The sequence below is a fragment of the Coriobacteriia bacterium genome (assembly GCA_034370385.1).
Taxonomy (GTDB): Bacteria; Actinomycetota; Coriobacteriia; order Anaerosomatales; family PHET01; genus JAXMKZ01.
This window is the reverse complement of sequence record JAXMKZ010000034.1, coordinates 1-20,606: the sequence shown is the minus strand read 5'-3', so window position 1 is coordinate 20,606 and position 20,606 is coordinate 1. Positions and strand designations below refer to the sequence as shown.

Below are 20,606 nucleotides of genomic sequence, written 5' to 3'. Positions count from 1 at the left end.
CCGGCGCATGGACTAGGCGGATGAGTTGAGTCGCTCATTGAGCTCGCCCACGGCACGCTCCAGGTCCTCGGTCGTGCGCATCGAAGTGCCCGTGGGGAAACTGGTCGTGACGAAGTGCTGTGCGTACGGGAAGACCGCGACCTCGAACGGCTCGGAATCGAGCATGTCGCGTCCAAAGGTGTTGGTGCACAGCGAGACGGCGTCAAGCGGCAACTTGAGGGCCTTCTCCATCTCGCCGGGATCAAATACCAAGCTGAACGGCTTCGTGCACTGCTGCAGCTCTCCGCCGTAGTCAACCGACAGGTTGCCTTCGACCCACAGTCGTTGGTCGAGCTCGGCGAACGAACCGCCTGACAGATCGGCGAGCAGCTCCAGGGCATTGCCGGAGTCCTTGCTGGCGACGTCGACGATGACCTCGCCCCGATACGATGTCGTGACCACCGAACGCGAGGTGCTCGGCAGGGTGAATCCCCGGCTGGGGTCGTAGCTATGCGCGTTGCTCTCGTACTCTCCTATCACCCACGACAGCATCCCCGTCTCGCGGTTCTCCGCGATGAGGTAGAACTCCACACGGCTCCCCCAGAAGACATTCGTGTGCACGGTGAATGCACTCACGATCGCGCACAGTCGTTGCGGAGTGTCGCTGAACATCGCCGACGGGTGAAGGGAGTACCCCGGGGGCAGCAATCGTCCGGCCGCCTCCGTGTCGACGATCTCGAACGCAAGAAAGGTCGCGTAGGGCTCGACGACGAAGCTCATATACGGGTCGGTACGCGAGCCGCGCTCGATGATGTAGTGCTGGAGTCGCTGCGGCAGTTTGCGCAGGATGCCGATGCCCTGGACTCTCATCGCCACCGTCGCGGGGTCGACGGTGCGCTCGGTGGCCTTGATGTAGCGGCGTAGATCCTTGGGCTGCATGTCCTCACGACTCCTTAGGCGGCGCGCTGAACTCGAAACGTCGTGCACGGGAGCGGCGGCCCGTATCGCTCCGGCAGATTCTACCTGACGCCTTCCCCCGGGGCTCTTCGCGCTCGCGGTACGCGATAGCGCACGCTAAGCGGCCGTGAGGCCCCAACGAGTGTTTGCCAACCGTGACTCGTGGGCAGTAGCCTCGAAGCAGTGTCAAGCCGCACGATCCATGCAGTGACTGGGCGTGCGGCCGTGAAGGCCCCGACACGGAGGGGAGTCCGAATGGCAAAGACCGGCACGTCTGAGGGATTCACCGACGAGGAACGGACCGCGATGAAGGAGCGCGCAAAGGAACTCAAGGCTGAAGCGCGCGCGAACAAGGACCGGGCGGCCGGGGAACGCGATGTGCTCGCCAAGATCGCCGAGATGCCGGAACCGGATCGCTTCATCGCTGAGCGGATTCACGAGATTGTCAAAGCCACTGCACCGGAACTCACCCCGAAGACCTGGTACGGGATGCCCGCGTATGCCAAGGACGGCAAGATCGTCTGCTTCTTTCAGGCGGCAGCGAAGTTCAACGCTAGGTATGCAACGTTCGGCTTCGATCAGGAGGCACGACTCGACGCAGGCACGATGTGGCCGACCTCCTACGCGCTGACTCAGCTGACCGCCACGGACGAGGCGACTATTGCCACGCTGGTGAAGAAGGCGGTGAGCTGAGCGGCTTGCGCATCGCCACCCGCCTAGAACGTTCTAGGCCCAGGGCGGTCTCCTCTGAGAGCCGGCGAATGAGCTCCGCATCGAGCTCCTGCTCTGGTATGGCCTCGAAACCGACGCGAGCATAGAACGGCGCATTCCACGCTACGTCGCGGAACGTGGTAAGCGTGATCTCGGTGCAGTCGCTCTTGAGCGCGTAGTCCTCGACGGCTTGCACGAGCGCCGACCCTATCCCCTTGCGGCCGTGCTCAGGCAGCACATCGAGTTCCTCGAGGTGCACGCGCCGTCCGCCGACGCTGGCCACAGCGAATCCCACAGGGGCACCCGTCGGTTCGAGAGCCACCCAGAGTAGACCCGCCTGTTGTGCTGCCGCCAGATGGTCCACCGGGGTGACATGCGAAAGCACGGATTCAGGTAGCGAGTCGCCGAACCTGGTGGCTGCCGCGCGCTCGATGGCGGGTAGCTGGTCGACGTGCTCGGGGCCGGCCAGCCGGACGACATAGTCAGTACTCATCGTCCGAATCCTATCAGCCGAGAAACCGTCTAAGAATAGCGGCGCGAGACACCAGGTCCGTCAGTTGTGACGTATCGCCTTCATCAAGTGCGATGCGCATTCTGCGCACCAACTCGAGATGCTCCTGGTTCGGCTCGAAGCCATAGCCGGCGCGCTCCAGAGAGGCTCTGAGCGTGCTCGTCATCAGTGGCCCATCGAAGTCGGTGAAGGACAGTGCTTCGCTGACCTTCGCCTCGAAAGATGGGTAAGCCTCGCGCACGAAAGCGAGGTCGCTCTGGCTCAGGGCGTCGAAGGCAATCAACTCCGGGGGCAGCCCCAGGGAGTAGAGCGAGCACGTAAACGAGATGGCCCTTGGAAGCGTCACTCCGCCGAGTTCGCGCGCGTAGCCAAACAACCCGATATGCAGCTTGCGAGCCCGGCGGGCGGGTACGAACCTCGCCATGCGGTTGATAGCTGGGGCCAGTTCAACAACCCGCCGTCGATACGCATCACTGTACCGCTCGATTACCGCTGAGGCACGCTCAACATCAACCGGCGTCGCTTGCTCGATCACTCGCGTCTTGAGGAGTTCGCATGCGGCCCTCACCTCTTCCGGGGGGTGATCGAACTTGAAGGCCGACTGGATGCTGAACGTCACTGCGCTTGGATACTCCTTGCCGACCCGCTCCGCCGTGGCCGGAGACAACCCACCACGAAATGGGGCGGAGCCCATCCCCATGATCGGATGAAGTCGCACGCCGGAACGGGCGGACAACTCGTCCAGTCGGTAGAGCGCGATCTTATTCGCGAGCGCGGCTGAGACAAGCCCATAGTTCATCGCCGTGTCGGAGCGAGCCAAGAACACCCGCTGGTCGCTGACGGTCTTGTCAGAGAGGTACTCCTCGACGATGTCCGCCGCCCGCACCATGGTCGGCACGTCTTCGAACAGCGGGATCACCTCGATGCTCGAAGGCGAGAACTCGCCGATCCACTCCGCGATGCTTATGTCGTCACCGCGGAACCGGGTGTGTTGTCTGTCCACGATGTGGTCCACGTAGTAGCGGTAGATGCGATCGATGCACTTCGCCGAGGTCGTCATGGGGAGAATCACTTCGAAGATCGGTGCGACATCACGTCCGTAGAAGAGCCGAGCCGCGTCATAGGACCGCGGAATGCTCTCCAGAGTCTCGAGGAGGATCTTCGCCTCGGTCGTTTCCACCGTCGGATTCGGGACTCGCAACGTGAGCCGCAGGTCCTCACCCAGCACGTGATCGCGGAAGTACTCGGGGTAGAAGGACAGCAGCTTCTTGACGACGTAGGTGTCGATCTCCTTGCCCTCGACGTCCCACATCTGCTCATCGCACCCCAAGTGCGAGTAGGCGTAGAACGCCTCGCGAATCTCGTCTTCCCCGGCGAGTACGCCCGACGTGGCGAAGAACGGAACGGTCGCGTTATCGGGGTGCTGTGTGCTCATGCAACGCGGGACAGCTGGCATGCGGACTCCTCATCAGCGGCTGCTAACTATTGTCGCACGGTCCAACGCAGGACACCGTGCGCCCTGCCGTGAGACGGATGTCAGCGGGACTCTCCCGCAGTGTGCACGCATCTAGAGACGCTCGGCGTAGCAGCCGTAGTCGGTCCAGTCTTCCAGTTCGAATGTGCCCGCGTGGGCGTCTCGGAACCAGCCCCGGCGCGTCCACGTCCCCTCGATGCGAGATTCATCCGAGGAGATCGTGCCCTCGAAGACGTTCGGCTCCCATCCAGCAGGGTCCTCCGGTGGCACCATCCGCTCCATCTCGATGCGGATCGAGCCCTCAGCGATCGTATAGGTGCCCCGGCCGGTGTCGTCCTCCCAGACGCGGATGGCCCCGCTGTCGCCCTCGCCGAGGAGCTCGATGGTGTAGACGCGACTCGTGCCGGCATCTCCCGTCCCGATGATCGCGTAGTGGCGGCCGTCCAGGTATGGCTCGCCGGGAAGCTGCGGGTCGACGCCGGAGTCTGCAGCAGTATCACCATCCGTTGGCCCGGCTGCGTCAACCGCAGCCCGCTCGGCAGGGGTCAGCGTGAAGTCGTAGGCGATTACGCCGGTCACATACAGAGTGATGATGACCGCCAGCCCAATGACCAGGCCGAGCATGAGCCGCGGACTACAACCTCCAGGGGCGTCGGTCTCGAACTCGCGAGCCCCCATGAACGACCGGATGAATCCGATGATGCCATCGAGCCGCTCCCGCATGCCGCCTGTGATCTTCGCCATATCGTCTCGCTTCCCGAGGACTACAAGCTGTACGGCTAACGCTATTTCGCTTCAGCCACGGCCGTACGCCCGACTTCGTGGACTACCGCCTGCGCCGTCGACTGGACGCGCGGGTTAGGCCGTGCTGGAGACTACCGGCGGCGTGACAACGACCTCCAGATACCCGGAAAAGCGTCATCGAGCATGCTGAAGAAGGCCCCCGCGGCACCGATGGCGCCGATGACGAAGAAGAACTGCAGTTCGACCACCTGCCCGGCACTCGTGTAGACAACGCCCTCCCAATCGCCGACCAGGATGAGCCTCAGGAGCCAGACACAGACAACGAAACCAACGAAACTGTAGACGAGAGCTCCGCGCGCCTGCGCCCTGCTGAGCTTGGGCTCCGCCATAGAGTCCCCCAATCCCCGAAATGCAGTACCCATCGGCCCATGGCCCTCGATAGTCAGGGTCTTGGGGGTGCATTCGTCCGCGAATAGTCTGCTGGCCCTCAGTAGCGATAGACCGCAGCTATTCCGTTCTCCGTCGGCATCTGTTCGGTCGGTACGATAACGACGTTTCCGCCCATCTTCGCCACCAGCGTGCCGAGGTCGTCGAGCACGTCATCAAACTCGGGGTGCGCCAGGTCGCCAGGCTCGATATCGCCGGTCGCTGTATCCACGCGTCCGGGAATCTCGCGCTCGGCCTCGATCAGCACTGTAGCCACCCGTCCACCAACAGCCGCCCTGGCGACCTGAGCCAGATCGTCATCCCCGAGCCCCTCGGAGCGTGCGGTGCCGAACTCCTCGACCAGTGCGGCCAGATGCGCCAGGTACCGAGGCTCCATGAGCTGCCAGACGCGCTCTCGGAGCTCGTCAGTTGACGAGAGGGCATCCGGATGAGTATCGATGCTCTCCGGTATCAGGAACGGATTACCGCTCACTTCGCGAAATAGATGATGGTGCTCGGGGAGCGCGGCTAGAATCAGTGGCAAGCCCGACGGCTGCGAGTGATGCTCAAGGACTCCCCGGTCAACGGCGCGGAAGAAGCGTTCCGTATCGATGTCCACCTCTGCTTCCTTCCCCCCGTGGCCATGGTGCATGGACGCCTGGGATCCACCTGCGCCGCCATAGGAGGCGACGGTAAGGTGCGGCTCGGTCAGCTCCTCCCCCAGTGCATCCGTGAGCGTGCGTGGCACATCCCGATGCAGTGCGATCTCGTCAAAGGCGTCACGATTACCTTCGAAGAGTCTGGCCTCCCGTCGGTTCACGCCGAGAACCTGATAACGGTCGGCTGACTGAAGAATGCGCATCAGGGGCTTGAGATGGAAGCTGTCCGCCACTACGGCCAGTTCGGCGACGGGCCGCTGCAGTCTGTAGACTCGAAACACTCCCTTTGCGCCCAGCACCGCCAGTCCGTCAAGGGTATGGTTCCACACGTCGCGGTCATCCGCCAATGCCAAGAACGGCTCCAGCAATGGCGGGACCTCTCTCTTCGGGACTGTCCGCAGGAGCGATTCCTCCAGCGCCTTCACAAGGATCCCGAACCGGATTCGATCTTGCTCATTGTCCGGACGGTGCCGATGCGTGGGCTGGTAGAGCGAAAGGCAGGGCGGGTCGCAATTCTCAAAAAGTCCATCAGCGAGGTCTTTGCCGAGTGCGTCCACGCTCTCTCCTCCAGTTGCGCGATGCGCGCCGTCGAGGTCGGGAATCCAAAGATCCAATGACACGAACCGGCGCGTACAGACAAGCGCAACGACGTCTATGCGGACGGCCTCGAGAACGAGCGCAGCCACCGTGGCGACGAGAATCGTGAGAGAACCGTGATAATGGCTGGGTCCATACTATGAGGTGCCCATTATCGGCATGGTTGTCACATTCTTGCCTCGTTGGGTGAGGCGAGATAAGCCGAGAGCGAAGCGAGTCGGCTCATCTCATTGTTGAGCCGCTGCACGCAATCGCTACGGGGCAGCCCGCGCATACACGATCACGAAACCCTCTCCGCCAGAGTCTGCGTTCTGTGACCACGTGCTCGGGTCGGAATCAATCACTGTGTACCGGCCAGCCGGAAGCTTCACGTTGGGGCTGGCTGCCCAGTAGGCGTTGGTCACGCCACCCTGTCCTTCTGCCCCTACGGTCTCCCAGGGCCCGTACACGGTCCCGTCATCCGATTTCAGCGAGATCGTGCCGGTGGAGCTGTTTCCGATGGCGTCGTTCCAATGATACGTCTGGATCTTGGCGATGACGGTGGCCGAAGAAAGCTCGAATGTCGGTGACGTCCCGCCGTTCTGGACCGCAAGGATGTTCTGGTTGTCGAACAGAACGGATGCGTCCACCTCTGCCGCAGTCTCGTCTTGAGGGGCCGCGCCTTCAGAAGCGATGATGCCTTCCCCTGTGTCGAGCTGGACAGCGGGTGGGTCATCCTTCTTGAAGTTATCGTTCCCCCTCTCGATTGCGTTGAGAAGAGCGCAACCCATGAGGGGCATTGCCACAAGTACGACGCCGATCGCGAGCATGATGCGATGCCTACGCTCTACCTCCACGACACCCTCCTCCGCCGAGTCCAGTTAGTCGCCCGCAGCCTTCCGTCGCGGTGCTCAGTGCTGGTCCGCCCAACGTGGTTGCGCATGAGCAGTCGCCGATGCGCGTTCAGGTCAGTCTACCTTCTGGCGTTCTGCGCTGCGCTTGTCAGGCAGACGCGACGGTAAGCTCCCACTGCTAACGAGCAAGGCCCAGCACAGCCAGGTCTACTGAGCGACCCATTGCATCATGGCCCGCCTCGCTGGGGTGAATGCCGTCATCCTGAAGGTAGGTCGCCGGATCCGCCTTCAGCACGGTATTGAAGTCAACGACGGCGATGCTGCGCTCCGCGCAGTGAGTCCTGATCCACGCGTTGAGTGTGTCGATCGACGAGTTGAGGGCATCCGCATCAGCAGAGTCGCCGAGGAGGAACCCCTGCTTGACCGGCGTCAGGGTGCACGCGACCGGAGTGATGCCGGCTTCGGCGCAGTCGTCGTAGAGCTGGGTGAGATTGGCCTCGATAGTGGAGAGGGGAACGCCTCGAAAGATGTCGTTCGTCCCGCCGAGAATCAGACAGCTGTCGGGCTTCACCGCCGCGACGTCCTCTTCGAACCGAGAGAGCAGCTGCGCGGTTGTGTTTCCATCGATACCGCTGTTGTAGACGCGCACGCCGCCCGATTCATACCAGCGGTCATGGCGAGTGCTTGGAGCATCCCAGTCCCAAGGCCACTCCGGCACGTACGTGATCGGGACGCTGGTGAGGCGCTCAAGCAGGGTGTACAGCCAGGGCTTCGGGTAGTTGGAGCCATACACTATGCTGTCGCCGAAACCCACGATGACAACATCGGGAGTCGAGCCCGACTGGCGGGGCGCGGTGCACGCCGTGCCGACACACAGACTCGCGACGAGCAAGGCCACTGTCGCGCGTGCTCCCCTCACCGGACTCCCGTTCTCCCTCGCGTGTTCAGGCATAACCTGCGGCCTGAGCGCTTGCGGTGTCAACCGTGACGCTTCTGGCCGTCAGGTTGATGTCCTGGTTAGGTGCCGCGCTACAGCCTAGAGCCGGATGGCGAGCAGTATCCCCCCGACGACCAGAAGCGCACCGCCCCCAAGCACTCCCGCTGTGATCGCAAGCCGCCTCGACTTGGTTATGGCTGCCCAGATTCCCATTCCCGCAGCGATTACAGCGACGAGTAGTAGCAGGTCGCTCACATCCGATTCCCGCCACCAACGTTCAGGATCTGTCCCGTGATCCACCCGGCCTGCTCCGAGGCCAGAAAGACCGCTGCATCCGCGATGTCCTCTGGTTGTCCGATTCGGCCAAGCGGGTAGCCAGCGGCGATATCGCGTTCGAACTCGGGGGTCATCCAGCCGGTCTGAACCGCACCGGGCGAGATCGCATTCACGGTGATTCCGTAGGGGCCGAGCTCAACGGCAGCAGAGCGGGTGAAGCTCTCAGCTGCGTGCTTGCTCGCACCGTACGAAACGTTCGACGGATGACAGTAAGACCCGTCGGTGGATATGTTGATGATGCGACCCCATGTGCCGCCACGCTTAATGGAGCGCCGTGCAAACTCGGCCATCATCAGCGCGACCGCACGGCTGTTGACGGCGAAGTGCTCCTCGTGGCCCTCAACAGTCAGGGTCCTGAGGGTGTATTCGTCCGCGAATGTGGCTTCATCGCCGAGGATCGAATCAGGAAGAAACGTGTCAGGGATAGCGAGTGCCGCATTGTTCACCAGGATGTCGACACCCGCCCACTCACTCTCCGCCGCGTCGAACAGCAGCGGAATCGATTGTGCGTCTGCGAGGTCGGCTTCGCGCGCTGCGCATACGCCGCCGAATGCGGCGATCGCGGCCTCCACGGATTCGGACGTCTGTGCGATCTCGCGGGCATAGTAGGCGCTTCCTGGACTCGCTGCGGCCTCCGCGTCCTCGGGGGCGACCATGTAGACGTCGGGACTCTGGCGCAAGTACGTGATGAGCACCCTCGCGCCTTCGCGCGCCAGTGCCACGGCTATCGCCGCGCCGATTCCGTGATTCGCGCCGGTCACCAGAGCGACCCGACCTGATAGCCCCGTGTCAACCATCGTCTGGTCCTTTCATGATCGTGCCGTGCGCCTAACGTAGGCATGAGCAGACGCGCATGCCCTCGCAGGTCAGTCTACCTCCTGGTGTTCTGCTCGATGCCCGTGTCAGGACGCTTGCTACTTGTCAGCCGCCGGTTCGGAGGTCGCAAGGACCATGGCCGCATCGAGCTCGCGAACCGCCGGGAGTAGCCAGACCAAGAGCCCCATCACCGCAATGAGCACGCCCGAGATCGCGAACCACCAAGCCACACCCACCCGTTCTGCCAGCGGACCGGCCACCAGCAACCCGATCGGTGCCGCAAGCATGGCGATGGTCATGTAGAGCGACATGACACGCCCTAGCTTCGTTGGGTCGATGAGCCCTTGAAACATCGCCGTGATCGGAGCGCCGAAGAGCGGAACCGAGAAGCCCATCGCCACGCACATCAAAACGAAGACCCAGAACGCAGATGTCGGGAGCAGGCCAGAAGCCGCGAGCATGCCGCCGACAAGAAGGATGCCCGCGCCGATAAGCTGAACTCCTGAGTAGCGCTGTGACATCACGCCGATCGCCATCGACCCGACGAGCATCCCCGCCCCGAACGCGACCTCGACGTAGCTCGCAGCGGCCGCATCTCCGCCGAAGTGCGAGAACGTCATCAACGGGAACAGCGCGTTGAGCGGCATATACAGAAGCGTGACCATCGCGAGCACGAGCGTCAGATCGAACAGCCCTCTGTGTCGAATCAGCTCTCGCCAGCCATCGACGAACTCGACGACGAAGTCGATGTGCTCTGAATCGCTCTCATCTCTCTGGGGGTTGGGAATGCGTACCATCAGGAGCGATGCGACGGCAATCCCAGCCCCGAGAATGTCGACCATCATGACTACCGAGACCGACGTGGCCGCCATCATGAAGGCCCCCAGCACCGGTCCGGCCATCGCCACACCCGAGCTCATGAAGAAGTTCCATCCGGCGACTCGCATCAGCTGGTCCGAAGGCACATACATGGGAACCGCCGCCTGGCTCGCCGGAGTGTGGAAGGCGGCACACGCGGACCGCAGCCCGATAGTGAGCATGATGGCCGTGACCGACGGTGCACCTTCTGCGAACGCGAGCAAGAGCCAGACACTCGTTGCCGCGATCATCAGATCCGCGGCGATCATCGTGAGTCGTCGATCCCATCGGTCGATGAAGGGGCCAGCGATTGGTCCGAGAAGGGCCTGCGGCAGGATGGCCGCTATCGAGGCATACGCGAGGATCGATGCAGAACCGGTCTCAGCGGTCAGCCACCACACGAGTGAGAAGTTGACCGCGGAACTCCCCAGTAGGGAGAAAGCCTGCCCGGTAAAGATGATGAGGAAAGTGCGGAGCCAGCTGTCAGTTCGAGTATTCATGACATCTCCAAGAAGGAAGGCACGGACGGACGCGCCCCGGTGGGGCGGCGAGATGATGTCCGGACCCCGACCACCGGGGTCTCTGTGCTAGCGGAGACGCGCAGACTGCATTCTGGACTCCTGAACCTGATGCGCATGAGGATTCGAGCAACGAGGCTACTATACGCGAGCCGCTCAGGTCTCGTTAAGGCTGTCGCCCGTCGTCGTCCTAACAGGCTTGGCCGAACCTGCGGCGCACGCGCTTCTCTTCCGCAGTCTGGATCTCGACGTCGTAGGCGTCTCCATCCTCGAACCGGAAGCAGATGCGCCACTGGGGCCAAGGCCAGTGGACGCTTCGCACCGGGCCTAACTCGGCGAAGCCAGAAGGTCCAGTCCCAGCCGGCACGAGAGAAAGCGCGCGACTGCCTGGCCCCTGACACTGTTACCCGCGGCGTCCAGCGGAGGCGAGAATGTCCCGAGCCCACCCTTCCCGGGCGACACGGTCATGATGCCACCACCGATGCCGCTCTTGCCAGGAAGGCCAACGTCCCACAGCCAGTCCCCGGACGTCTCGTAGAGGCCCGCGGTGATCATCGCCGCCAGGGTGTGACGACACGCTTCCGTGCCGACCACCTGCTCCCCGGTGAACGGGTTCACGCCGCCGTGCGCGAGTGTCGCCCCCATCACCGCAAGATCCCTCGCGGTCACGAGCAGCGCGCTCTGCTTGGTGTAGAGATCCAAAGCCACATCCGGGTCGCAATAGGGCTTGCCATAAGCTCGGAGCAGGTTGACGATAGCCCGATTGCGATGGTTGGTCGCCGAGGCGGAACGCAACACCCCTTCGTCGAGGAAGAGCGGCCGCCCGGCAAAGCGCGACAGCCCGTCCTGGATGACGGTCCACTTGTCTTCGGGCGTGTCGCCGGGAACCAGACTGGTCGCAGTGATGGCGCCCGCGTTGACCATTGGATTCGTCTTGCCTTGAGCATCACGCTCGACGGCCGCCAGTGAGTTGAACGGCAGACCCGTGGCATTCATGCCGATCAGATTCCGCGCTTCCTCGGATCCGATGGCCATGCAGACAAGCGCGAACACGAAGGGCTTGGCGCCGCTCATGATCGCGAAGCCGGCGTCCACATCCCCTGCCGCATACTCCTGACCATCGACGCCGACGATGCAGATGCCGAAGAGGTCGGGCTCCGCTTCCGCCAGAGCCGGATAGACTTGGGAGTTGGCGCCGCCCGTGGTGGATAGATACCGGTCGTGTGCTTCTGCGACGTACGACCGGACCAGATCGGCCGTGGGCAAACGGCCGGTCGACACGAATCGCGAGACGGTCTCGTCATCGGTGTCTCGTCGTCTTATCGTCATCCGATCACCCTCCCCGGTTATCGGTGCTGGCGGAGAAGATCCGCCTCACGGACCCGCCCCGGAGCACTCCGCTGCTCCCGGGCAGGCTCTCGTAGAGCACCCACTGATGACAGCAACGATAACGTAGGTCGTCATCGCAGCCTCCTACGCTCGGCCCAACGTGTTGGGCATGAGCAGCGGCCCATGACCTACTGGTTGATTCTAGCTCTCGCCGTCCGCTGTTGCTTGTTAGGACGGTCGGACAAGCAGGTATGCAAGCCAAGCGTGAGCCGAATGCGTCAAGACGAATCCCGCCGCCGGTATCAGGTAGATAAGGCGACTCCATGAAAGGGGCAGCCAGGTGTCAGCGCAAACTAGCCCGATGCCGAGGAGCCACCACCCGGTCGTCCATGCCGGTGCAGTGAAACCGAGTGCGCTCGAGGACCAAGCGCTTGCTGGCAGAGTAATCAACACCACGTAGCTCGCTAGATAGGAGATGAGTCCTAGCCCGTACAGAATCCAGCCCAGTCGTTGCAGTCGTCCGGTTGCGCCGAAAAGCAACAATGCGGGAAGAAGGAGTACGGCGGCGCGCAGCGCGTTCTCCGATATCAGCAGCCATGCAGGAATGCCTTGGTCAAAAGCATCGTTGCCGAATGCCGCCGGGAGGCGCGCCCACAAGCCGGTCGAAATCACCAAAGGAGGCACGATCAACAGCGCTCCATTGCGGGCAATCACCGAAGAGAGAGCCGTTGAGTTCAGACGTCCCACCCCGATCACTCGTCCTAACGTGTCGCGTTTCAGCCGCACACAAGCGCCGCCTTTCAGCCTAGCGCGTGCGTGTGTCGGCGGGAAGCGCTTGCTAGCACCTCACGACCGCAAGAAGCGACCGCGTGATCGGCCCTGGGTCGGCAACTGTGCGAGCGGGAACGGCTTGCCGTGCCCGGGGTGAACGGTCTCGACCCCGAGGCCGTTCAGCTTACGAATACTCTCATCCGCCCGGGCTAGGTCGTCTATGTAGAAATGGACTGAGGGCTTCGTCACGTTCACGAGCAAATCGCCGCAGAACAGGTCGCCGTCGCCCGTGACGACGCCTATTGATCCGCTTGAATGGCCCGGAAGATGCACCACGCGTGCGTCGAGCCCATAGACTGAGAGATCCTGCCCGTCCTCTAGGAGCACGTCGGGCTCGAAAGCCTCGAAACCCTCGCCCGCCCCCATGAACTTGTTCAGCAGCCCCGAGCCCCGTGTCAGGATCCTGAATGCGATCGTGTGTCTGTCGGGCTGGTCCTTCCTGCCTGAGCCCATGTCCCCGCTGCGCACCATCTCGGCGTCGTTGCGATGAATCGCGATGGGGGCATGCAGAGTGCGGCGAAGATGTGCACTGTTGCCCGCATGATCGACATCGCCGTGGGTCAGGACGATGAGGCGCAGTCCATCGGGCCCGCAACCTGCCGCGGCGAGTTCGGCGTCTAGCTTGTCCTGCTTGCTCGGGAAGCTCGTGTCGATGAGGATGTAGCCGCCCTCAGCATCGATGAGATAGCAGTTCACGCCGAAGTCGATCCTGCGGATTCCGCTGACCATGCGATTCTCTTCCGTCAGCGTCGGTGTGACGCGTGAGTCGCCTTTGCTCGACGCATCATCGCGACAGTGCCGGCTCCCTCAACATCTCCCACATGGGAAGCCCGACGACGGGAAGCGCGATCTCGCTGAGGAGATCGAAGCCGTAGTGCTCGTACATCTGTCGGTTCTCCTCGGTCTCCGTCTCTAGGTACAACGGGATCCCCATCCGGTCGCTTTCCTCCATGAGCGCTCGAAGCAGCGCGCCGCCGTGTCCCTGCCGTTGATGCTCGGGGTCCACGCCGACGATCATGACATAGGTGAACGCTCGCGCACCCATATGCCTCTTTCGGTCGGAGTCGAGGGGCGCGAACATGCGCATCATTCTTGGCGCGCGCATCATCAGCTGCAGCCCCATGCGCGGGGCCATCTTCATGGTGCCCGCCCGCATCGCGCGCCTCATGGTCATACGCGCATACTCACCGGGCACCACCCCAGCGATTCCTTCAAGCCTCTCTGAGGTCGCGTAGACGCGCCCGAACTCCCGGCAGTAGCGAATCGGACCCTCGAACCAAGCCGCCATCGTCTCCCGAGGCACACCCTCGAATGCTCTGGCCCAGACAGGATCATGCTCGAATGCGCGCGCCAACGTCGCTGCAGCACGGAGCAGGTCCTCGTCGCGCACCTCGTGGAGCATCTCGATTCTTGTGGACATGCGGCCCTCCAGCAGGAGCATGACAGTCTTCGCGCACGAGCGCCGGCCGATTGTGTCGAACGCGTTTACGCAAAGCCCGCGCGCCAGTTCGCTCTCAGAATACGTCAACCTGGGTCGCGTCGAGTTGATGCGCTGACTGGGCAGGCGAATGCACAGGCCGAGAACCCGTCAGGCCCGTGATCCGAGCAAGCGGTTCACATGCGGGCAGGCGTCCCAGCCGCCGACGTCGGTGTGCATGCAGCGCTTGGCCGGATCGTCGCCGCTGTAGCGCATGCAGCCCCAGCACTGCCAATGACTCAAGCTCAGATATCGCCGGCTGTTGGCCGACCTGACCTGCTCGCAGGCCGCCACAGCCTGCTCCCTGGAAACGTCCACGATTCCCCCGATGCAATTCTGCCCAACGTGTCAGAAATGAGCGGCGGCTGGCCGACCGCCTCTCTTCCGCAGTCTACCTGACGCCGTCCGCTCGTCGCTCCTCTGTCAGGCCGACGCGGCCACCGAAGCAGGTCGCTCCTGAAGACGACCTCGACGAAGCGACCTCAGCCTGCCGCTTCGATCTCCTTCGGTATGCCGAAGGTGGCGCGTGCGATGCGTGTAGCGCTTCAGGCACCGTCGAGCGCATGCTCTTGCCCTCCACTTGTTTGCGCGCCACGAACGCGCGTGCCAGAAGCGTGTCACCATCACGGTGAAACCACACGTGTTCGAAGGAGAACCCCATATGCTGACGATACAACGATTGCGCGGCAGGGGGACCGAACGGTGTGCACACTGACCAGTTCATGCTGGTGGACCCAACCAGCGCTGCTAGATCCGGTCATCCTCGCGAGACACAGGAGTGTCGATGCCGGAGAAGGACCCCCGCATGCCATCAGCTGATCGCCCGGCCACGTAGTCACTCAGCGCCTCGGTGACCAGCCGGTCGATCGACCACCTGAGCCGACGCGCCAGCCCCGCCGCTTCGGCGAACAGCTCCTCCTCGATATCGACCTCTACTCTCACTCTCTGATCTGACCCGTTGCGCGAAGATACTCGACCGTGGTCTTCGCGGTCATCGCTCTGAGGACGTCGGCCACGGCGACGGCGATCACACCGCCGTCACCATTCTTGGCCGCAGCCTCCAAGTAAGCTGCCATGTCATCGTTGTCGCGAAGGTACGTACCGGCATCCCACGCGGACATCCCCCGTCCTGAGTTCTTGAGAAGGCAATCTCGGACTTCGCGATCAACCTCGTCGTCATGTGCCGGCTTCTTGAGGTCCTCTCGGGTGATTTCGACAACGTGCTGACGATCGCCAAGGACCGCCGCCGTTGCCTCGGCAATCTCCCGTTTCTTGAAGGGCGTCGCATGCAGTAGATCCAATGTGTAGCAGCCGGTTGCCACGTCGTAGAAACTACGCCCGATATCGCGTTCGTACAGCGGCACGTCCTCGTCGAGAATTCTGCTTACGATGACCCACCTGCGGGGGTCGTCATAGTCCGCCATTCGCCGCTTGAGCTCCTCGACTAACTCAGGCTCGAGCGGCTCGTCCTCGCGCACCGACAGCCGGCTGTCTGGATCGAGGGGAACGATTGCTTCGAGGTCCTCGACAATCGGCTCCCGGGCGCGCCACAGATCCCGTGCTCGCTGCCAGTACAGCCACCCGTCGGCCTGACCGCCGAACAGCTTGGCGAGTCGTAACGCCAGATCCGCATCGAGCGGGTCGACGCCCGCGAGCAGTCGCTCCACCCGCTCAATCGGAACCCTGATTGCCTCGGCGAGCTCCTTGGCGGTCAGTTCGTAGTCGTCGAGGAACTCGGTTTGCAGCATGGCGCCTGCGGGCTCCGGCTCGAACCGTCTACGCATGCGCCGAGCCTCCTGTGCCGGCGCCGGACGCTGGGTTGGTCACCCACGTGCGTGCACGCTCTCGCCCGGGGGGCTTTGGGAGCACCACGATGTGGATGTCCTCGCCGAGAAGGTTGAGATACTTCACCAAACGGTCAAGCGAGAAGCCCTCGACGTTGCCGCTCATCAGCGCAGATATCCGTGGCTGGGCAGTCCCCAGCAGCTCCGCCGCTTCGCATTGGGTAAGACCCCGCACCGAGACGATCTGCGCGATCTCACGGGCCAGCGACAAGCGGACGGCATGCGGCTCGTCATCGGCCTCATGGCGGGTCGTGCATCGGCTCATCGGTACTCCTTCGTCGGGGTATTCACTACGTGGCTGCCCAGGTTTGGCGCAGAATCTCGCGCATGAGGGCATCCAGGTCGTCGCGGTCTGGGGGCTGCGCACGTTCTTGGTTGCGGGCGACCTCGCTGAGTCTTGAGATCTCCTCGGCCAGGAACTCACTGAGAACGCGTATGCGAGGACCGCGGTCAAGCTCCTCGCCCGCACGCTTGCGCACCAGCAGGTCAGCGACCGGCATGCGCAGCTGTTGCGGCAGCACTTCATCGGCAAGTTCTTCGAACTCCACCGGGGGAAGGGTGTCGTGACCCTCAATCCAACGGCACGCCAAGACCGGCCGCAGCACGTAGAAGTACTTCTTGAGCCAAACCTGTTCGCCCTGCAGGTACTCTCGGAAGTTTCCTCCGGCCATATGAAGGTAGTGATGCATGCATGCGCCTGGTGACACAAAGCGGTCGGCCATGCCGAGCATGCGTGGCGCCAGTGACCCGCTCTCCAAGTAGACGATTGGCGAGCGCAGCCACTCGAGAAGCGGGGGATTCGACTTGCCGAGAAGGTGCAGCGCCTTGGGCAGGTCCCATCCGCTGACGTCGAGGTCACCCTCGATCGGCCGCTCGATCACATCGCTGCGGCGTTGGGTGGTGAGGTACCACTCGGGGCGGTGGGCGTAAAGAAAGCGGACATCGTAGTCCGAATCGGTCGACGCGAAGCCCCACGCGCGGCTCCCTGACTCGACGGCATAGAGTATGCGAACGTCCTGCTCTACTTCGATTCGCGCAAGCACGTCGCGAACTCGCTCGGCAGGACCCAGTTCCGGCCTGCCTGCGTCGATGCCGGAGGTGGCATCGGCGATTGCCTGTGCGCGCAGCCAGTACCCCAGCGAGTATCCGAAAGCGGCCGACAAGGTGGCATCGTCCGCCACGGTGAAGCGCTCGGCGCCGCTCGCTAGCGCGTGGAGCCGCTCGGGACTGAGGCCCGCAACAATCGCGGGATAAGCCGTTGAGACACCGCCGCCGTGCTTGAGGAGGTTGGACAGAGTGTCCGATGGAGTTGTCGCGCTCATCCAGTCGCGCCAGCTCTCACCATCGGCCGTGCTCGATGCCGCCCATCCGGTGTCCGACATGCCTCGCACGTGCATCAGCTCGGAGCGAAGACGGCCGCGCGCCTCGGCTAGGTCGGCATCGCGCTGCAAGTTCATCCAGAACTGACCCGAGTTACCGAACAGGCGCCCCAGCCGAAGTGCCAGTTCTGCATCGATCGGCTCCTGTTCCAGGAGAAGGGCGCGTACCCGGTCGACCGGTAGGCAGAGGCGCTGCGAGAAGTCCGGCACGTCCAGCCCATACTCTGGGAGGAAGTCCTCGCGGAGTACCTCACCAGGGTGGACGTGATGGGTTCGAAGGTCATTCACCGGTACTTCTCTTCCAGGTAGCGGCGATAGTCGGCCTCGTCCACTGCGGTCCCCTTCAGGTCACGAAGGAAGGAGCGGGCATCGGGAGTCTCCGGAGGCGAGTCGGGCTGCGTTATACGCAACTGAGAACGGAGATCCTCTCGCTGTCGCAGCATCAACTCGTAGTGTTCAAGCGACAGGAGGACGGCGACGATCTTGCCGCGACGGGTGATATACAGCGGTTGCCCACTCTCACTGACTTGTGCGATGTGGCGCGAAAGCCCACGGCGAAGCTCGGTCATGGAGCAGGTTTGGATGGGGTGGTCTGTCATGCACGGACCTCTCGGCAGAAGTCGTTATACTATTTCTTGTATATACCGAGACCCAAGCCGAGTCAAGCGCGGGAGGTGCAGGCACCCGATTTCGACGACATCTATGATGAGTCAACGAAGGTGACGTTCGACGACAGTCTTACGTGAGGCAACGGGCGGTGCGGCTGTAGCGCTAACGTGTTAGGCATGACCAGCGAACCGCGGCCCGACCCCGCCCTCAAGTCAGACTACCCCACTGCCGCGGTTTGTCGGCGTCGATGCCCTTGTTACGCCCACACGCCACCGAGACCTGAGTCAGGAAAGCGGCATCCCCTTTGAAGCCAGCAACAGGAGGAGTGGCAGACTCGCATCGAGCAGGAAGTGCAGGCCCATCAGATACGGCAGAGCGGTGGGGCGGCGGTCGACGATGAAACCCGTCCAGAGCGCAAAGGGCAGGAACTTGACCGCCAGCCAGAGGTCGTAGCGCCAGTCGAGCCTGAACGCGAAGAACATGTGCTGCGCCGACAACGTCGCCCCGACGATGCCAATCACCATGCACCGGCCCATACCCGAAGCACGGAGCCGCGGGGCGACGTAGCCCCAGTACGTAGGCAGCTCCGCGAGCGCCTGTGTGGCTGGCATCAGCAGGAAGAGCGGGTAGACTGCCAATAGCGGAAGAGCCTGAAAGAGCAGCCCGTTGGGGTAGGCGGCGTCCCCCCACAGTGCGCCGGCGAGATACGTGCCGGGCAACATGGCGAACACGGTTGTGCCGACCGAGAAGATGAGCGCCCATAGCAGATCGCCCTTCCAAGTCGACCGGCTGGCGAAGTAGATGTCGCGGAGCCGCAAGCCCTCAAGGCGACCGAACCGCACCATGAGTGCGATGCAGGCGACGTTCGCGGCGGTCACGAACCAGAGCCACCATGCCGCCGAGGATGCGACGGCATCTGGGCGGCCGGTCAGCGCGAAGGCGGTCGCAAGGCCGAGGAGCAGCCCGAACGAGAGCGCTGAGCGCAACGCCAGCATGCCCCACACGCGCCGCAAAGGGATGCGTCCTTCCGCAATCAGCGGCTCAAGCGCGGTAGACGAATTCGGTGCGCTCACACCTTCGAGCACATGCCCTCCCCTTGTTGGGCCTAGCGTGTGGCGCGTCAGCCGCGCCCGATGAAGGACATGGTAGCCGAGGGCTGACGAAGTCGGCCGGAAGCGCTTGTTAGCCGCCTCTGACAAGAGCGTCGGACATCAGTCATCTGACCAGCTGGTAGCTCACGTACAGCGTGCCATTGTCGAACCGACGCTGGTCAACGAGCCGCAGATCGAGGCGAACTCCATCCGGCATACAGCGCTGGCCCCCGCCCACGACGACAGGCACGACGAACAACTGGTACTCGTCGACGAGACCAGCCGCAATCGCCGTAGCCGCCAAGGTCGGTCCGCTGACCGAGATGTCGTCAGCCAGTTCGTCCTTCATGCGTTGAACGACATGGGGCTCGAACTTGCGCTCGATCCGCGTCCGAGCGGTGTCGACAGAGTCGAGGCTGGAGGAGTAAACGATCTTGTCAGATGCGCGCCACAACTCACCGAACTCACGGATGTAGTCAGGCTCGTCGTCGCGCGTACCGAGCGTCTCCCAAGCAGACATCATCTCATGCATGCGTCTGCCGAGCAGGTTGGTGCCGATGGTGCGCTGCAGCTCATTCGCGAACCGATGAACGGCTTCGTCAGGTTCCGCCCAATCGAACTTGCCGGTGGTGTCCGAGACGTAGCCATCAAGTGACTGCATCATCGAGTAGACCAGCCGGCCCATCGCGTCCTCCTACAAGTCCCATGAGTGCGGCTAACGTGTGAGGCATGAGCAGCGGTCAAGACCGCTCAGGTTGATACTACCTGACGCCGTCCGCTCGATGCCTTGGTTAGTCAGACCGCGCCGAGACGTACTTCACGTCCGCCATACCCTCGAAGTGAGCATCCTGCGTCCAGAACATCGCGCCCCTGGCGCGCGCCGTGGACAGGATGATGGCATCAGCCATAGGAAGTGAGGCCTCGACGCTAAGCCGCGCCGCCGAGATGGCCGCGGCGCTCGAGAGCTCGACGACTTCACCCTGCTGCATGAGGGCAACCGCTTCGAGTGCCGCACCCTCGCCTCGGTCGAGGAGCGCGCGCTTGAAGACCTCGTAGACAGTGATCACGGGCACGATCAGCGAGGGCGCGTCCGAGAGCGGCGTGGCAAAGAACTCCGCATTGCGGCCGTCGCCGAAGAACTCGAGCCACCCGGAAGAGTCAACGACGTTCATACGCGGTCCTCGTCACGCTCGACCGTCGAGTCAATGCCGGCAAGGAACCCGCGCATGCTCGAGATCGGGCGCACCGGAACGAACTCGATGCGGCCGTCGTACTCGATCGCCTGAACCTGCTGGCCTGGATGCAGATCAAGACGCTCGCGGATCGCCTTGGGGATTACAACCTGGAACTTGGGTGAGATGGTGACCGTTGTCATCACGGACTCCTTATCGATGCCGCTAACGTACAACACACAGTGTATCGACAGTCTTCCGGTACAGCAATCCAAACGGTCACAGGGTTCTGACTAACGTCGTGCGCAGGAGCAGACGCCGATGCGCTCTCGGGTGAGTCTACCTATTGGCGTTCTGCTCGATGCGCTTGTTAGCGCCCGCGGATTCAGATACTAAACGCAACACCCCCACCCGATGAGGGTGGGGCGGTCTGGGACACTCACGGTTCCTCCCTACCGCCAAGCAAAGGGGAACCGATGCATGCCCAGATCACCCTGGAAGAACGATACGCCATCAAC

At 62.9% G+C, this 20,606-nt stretch carries 25 protein-coding genes; 1 reads left to right on the top strand and 24 read right to left on the bottom strand.

What is annotated here, in order from left to right:
* Positions 1-12: 12 nt before the first annotated feature.
* On the bottom strand, positions 13-918 hold the full coding sequence (locus U1E26_07685; protein ID MDZ4169521.1) for a hypothetical protein: 906 nt from the start codon (positions 916-918) through the stop codon (positions 13-15).
* A 273-nt stretch (positions 919-1,191) separates the two neighbouring features.
* Between U1E26_07685 and U1E26_07680 the strand changes: the two genes are divergently transcribed.
* Positions 1,192-1,629 carry a DUF1801 domain-containing protein gene (locus U1E26_07680; GenBank protein MDZ4169520.1) on the top strand — a complete coding sequence of 146 codons (438 nt, stop codon included), beginning with the start codon at positions 1,192-1,194 and terminating at the stop codon, positions 1,627-1,629.
* Here U1E26_07680 and U1E26_07675 read toward each other — a convergent pair.
* From U1E26_07675 to U1E26_07565, 23 genes are all read right to left on the bottom strand, one after another.
* Entirely contained in the window at positions 1,595-2,140 is a 546-nt protein-coding gene (locus U1E26_07675; GenBank protein ID MDZ4169519.1) for a GNAT family N-acetyltransferase, read from the bottom strand. The two genes, U1E26_07680 and U1E26_07675, sit on opposite strands and share 35 nt — an antisense overlap.
* 13 nt (positions 2,141-2,153) lie before the next feature.
* A complete protein-coding gene (gene ppcA, locus U1E26_07670; GenBank protein MDZ4169518.1) occupies positions 2,154-3,614 on the bottom strand; it encodes a phosphoenolpyruvate carboxylase in 1,461 nt (486 codons plus the stop codon).
* 111 nt (positions 3,615-3,725) lie between these two features.
* A complete protein-coding gene (locus tag U1E26_07665) occupies positions 3,726-4,376 on the bottom strand; it encodes a hypothetical protein (GenBank protein MDZ4169517.1) in 651 nt (216 codons plus the stop codon).
* A 131-nt stretch (positions 4,377-4,507) separates the two neighbouring features.
* Complete coding sequence (locus U1E26_07660) at positions 4,508-4,765, bottom strand: hypothetical protein (protein ID MDZ4169516.1); 258 nt, start codon at positions 4,763-4,765, stop codon at positions 4,508-4,510.
* A gap of 98 nt (positions 4,766-4,863) precedes the next feature.
* On the bottom strand, positions 4,864-6,018 hold the full coding sequence (locus U1E26_07655) for a hypothetical protein (GenBank protein MDZ4169515.1): 1,155 nt from the start codon (positions 6,016-6,018) through the stop codon (positions 4,864-4,866).
* A gap of 294 nt (positions 6,019-6,312) precedes the next feature.
* Positions 6,313-6,894, bottom strand: a complete 582-nt coding sequence (locus U1E26_07650; GenBank protein ID MDZ4169514.1) for a hypothetical protein — start codon at positions 6,892-6,894, stop codon at positions 6,313-6,315.
* 175 nt (positions 6,895-7,069) lie between these two features.
* Complete coding sequence (locus U1E26_07645) at positions 7,070-7,810, bottom strand: GDSL-type esterase/lipase family protein (protein ID MDZ4169513.1); 741 nt, start codon at positions 7,808-7,810, stop codon at positions 7,070-7,072.
* A gap of 117 nt (positions 7,811-7,927) precedes the next feature.
* Positions 7,928-8,083: a hypothetical protein gene (locus U1E26_07640; protein ID MDZ4169512.1), complete on the bottom strand. Its 156-nt coding sequence runs from the start codon at positions 8,081-8,083 to the stop codon at positions 7,928-7,930.
* Positions 8,080-8,961, bottom strand: coding sequence for an SDR family oxidoreductase (locus U1E26_07635; GenBank protein MDZ4169511.1), 882 nt, complete (start codon positions 8,959-8,961; stop codon positions 8,080-8,082). The genes U1E26_07640 and U1E26_07635 overlap by 4 nt, the downstream gene beginning before the upstream one ends.
* A gap of 117 nt (positions 8,962-9,078) precedes the next feature.
* Positions 9,079-10,338, bottom strand: coding sequence for an MFS transporter (locus U1E26_07630; GenBank protein MDZ4169510.1), 1,260 nt, complete (start codon positions 10,336-10,338; stop codon positions 9,079-9,081).
* 345 nt (positions 10,339-10,683) lie between these two features.
* The gene (gene glsA / locus U1E26_07625; protein ID MDZ4169509.1) at positions 10,684-11,685 is read right to left on the bottom strand and encodes a glutaminase A; all 1,002 of its coding nucleotides are present in this window, start codon (positions 11,683-11,685) and stop codon (positions 10,684-10,686) included.
* Between the two features lie 846 nt (positions 11,686-12,531).
* The gene (locus U1E26_07620) at positions 12,532-13,245 is read right to left on the bottom strand and encodes an MBL fold metallo-hydrolase (protein MDZ4169508.1); all 714 of its coding nucleotides are present in this window, start codon (positions 13,243-13,245) and stop codon (positions 12,532-12,534) included.
* A gap of 55 nt (positions 13,246-13,300) precedes the next feature.
* Positions 13,301-13,936, bottom strand: a complete 636-nt coding sequence (locus U1E26_07615; GenBank protein ID MDZ4169507.1) for a GNAT family N-acetyltransferase — start codon at positions 13,934-13,936, stop codon at positions 13,301-13,303.
* Between the two features lie 168 nt (positions 13,937-14,104).
* The gene (locus tag U1E26_07610) at positions 14,105-14,311 is read right to left on the bottom strand and encodes a hypothetical protein (protein MDZ4169506.1); all 207 of its coding nucleotides are present in this window, start codon (positions 14,309-14,311) and stop codon (positions 14,105-14,107) included.
* Between the two features lie 429 nt (positions 14,312-14,740).
* Positions 14,741-14,935, bottom strand: a complete 195-nt coding sequence (locus U1E26_07605) for a hypothetical protein (GenBank protein MDZ4169505.1) — start codon at positions 14,933-14,935, stop codon at positions 14,741-14,743.
* The gene (locus tag U1E26_07600) at positions 14,932-15,777 is read right to left on the bottom strand and encodes a HigA family addiction module antitoxin (protein ID MDZ4169504.1); all 846 of its coding nucleotides are present in this window, start codon (positions 15,775-15,777) and stop codon (positions 14,932-14,934) included. The genes U1E26_07605 and U1E26_07600 overlap by 4 nt, the downstream gene beginning before the upstream one ends.
* Complete coding sequence (locus U1E26_07595) at positions 15,770-16,102, bottom strand: helix-turn-helix transcriptional regulator (GenBank protein ID MDZ4169503.1); 333 nt, start codon at positions 16,100-16,102, stop codon at positions 15,770-15,772. Before U1E26_07595 ends, U1E26_07600 begins: the two co-directional genes overlap by 8 nt.
* Before the next feature lie 25 nt (positions 16,103-16,127).
* On the bottom strand, positions 16,128-17,504 hold the full coding sequence (locus tag U1E26_07590; protein ID MDZ4169502.1) for a HigA family addiction module antitoxin: 1,377 nt from the start codon (positions 17,502-17,504) through the stop codon (positions 16,128-16,130).
* Positions 17,501-17,815 (bottom strand): type II toxin-antitoxin system Phd/YefM family antitoxin, encoded by a 315-nt coding sequence (locus U1E26_07585; protein ID MDZ4169501.1) that lies wholly within the window; start codon positions 17,813-17,815, stop codon positions 17,501-17,503. The genes U1E26_07590 and U1E26_07585 overlap by 4 nt, the downstream gene beginning before the upstream one ends.
* Before the next feature lie 294 nt (positions 17,816-18,109).
* The gene (locus U1E26_07580; protein MDZ4169500.1) at positions 18,110-18,898 is read right to left on the bottom strand and encodes a hypothetical protein; all 789 of its coding nucleotides are present in this window, start codon (positions 18,896-18,898) and stop codon (positions 18,110-18,112) included.
* A 142-nt stretch (positions 18,899-19,040) separates the two neighbouring features.
* On the bottom strand, positions 19,041-19,601 hold the full coding sequence (locus U1E26_07575) for a dihydrofolate reductase family protein (protein MDZ4169499.1): 561 nt from the start codon (positions 19,599-19,601) through the stop codon (positions 19,041-19,043).
* A gap of 106 nt (positions 19,602-19,707) precedes the next feature.
* Positions 19,708-20,088 (bottom strand): type II toxin-antitoxin system VapC family toxin, encoded by a 381-nt coding sequence (locus U1E26_07570; protein ID MDZ4169498.1) that lies wholly within the window; start codon positions 20,086-20,088, stop codon positions 19,708-19,710.
* Complete coding sequence (locus U1E26_07565) at positions 20,085-20,291, bottom strand: AbrB/MazE/SpoVT family DNA-binding domain-containing protein (protein ID MDZ4169497.1); 207 nt, start codon at positions 20,289-20,291, stop codon at positions 20,085-20,087. Before U1E26_07565 ends, U1E26_07570 begins: the two co-directional genes overlap by 4 nt.
* Positions 20,292-20,606 lie beyond the last annotated feature (315 nt).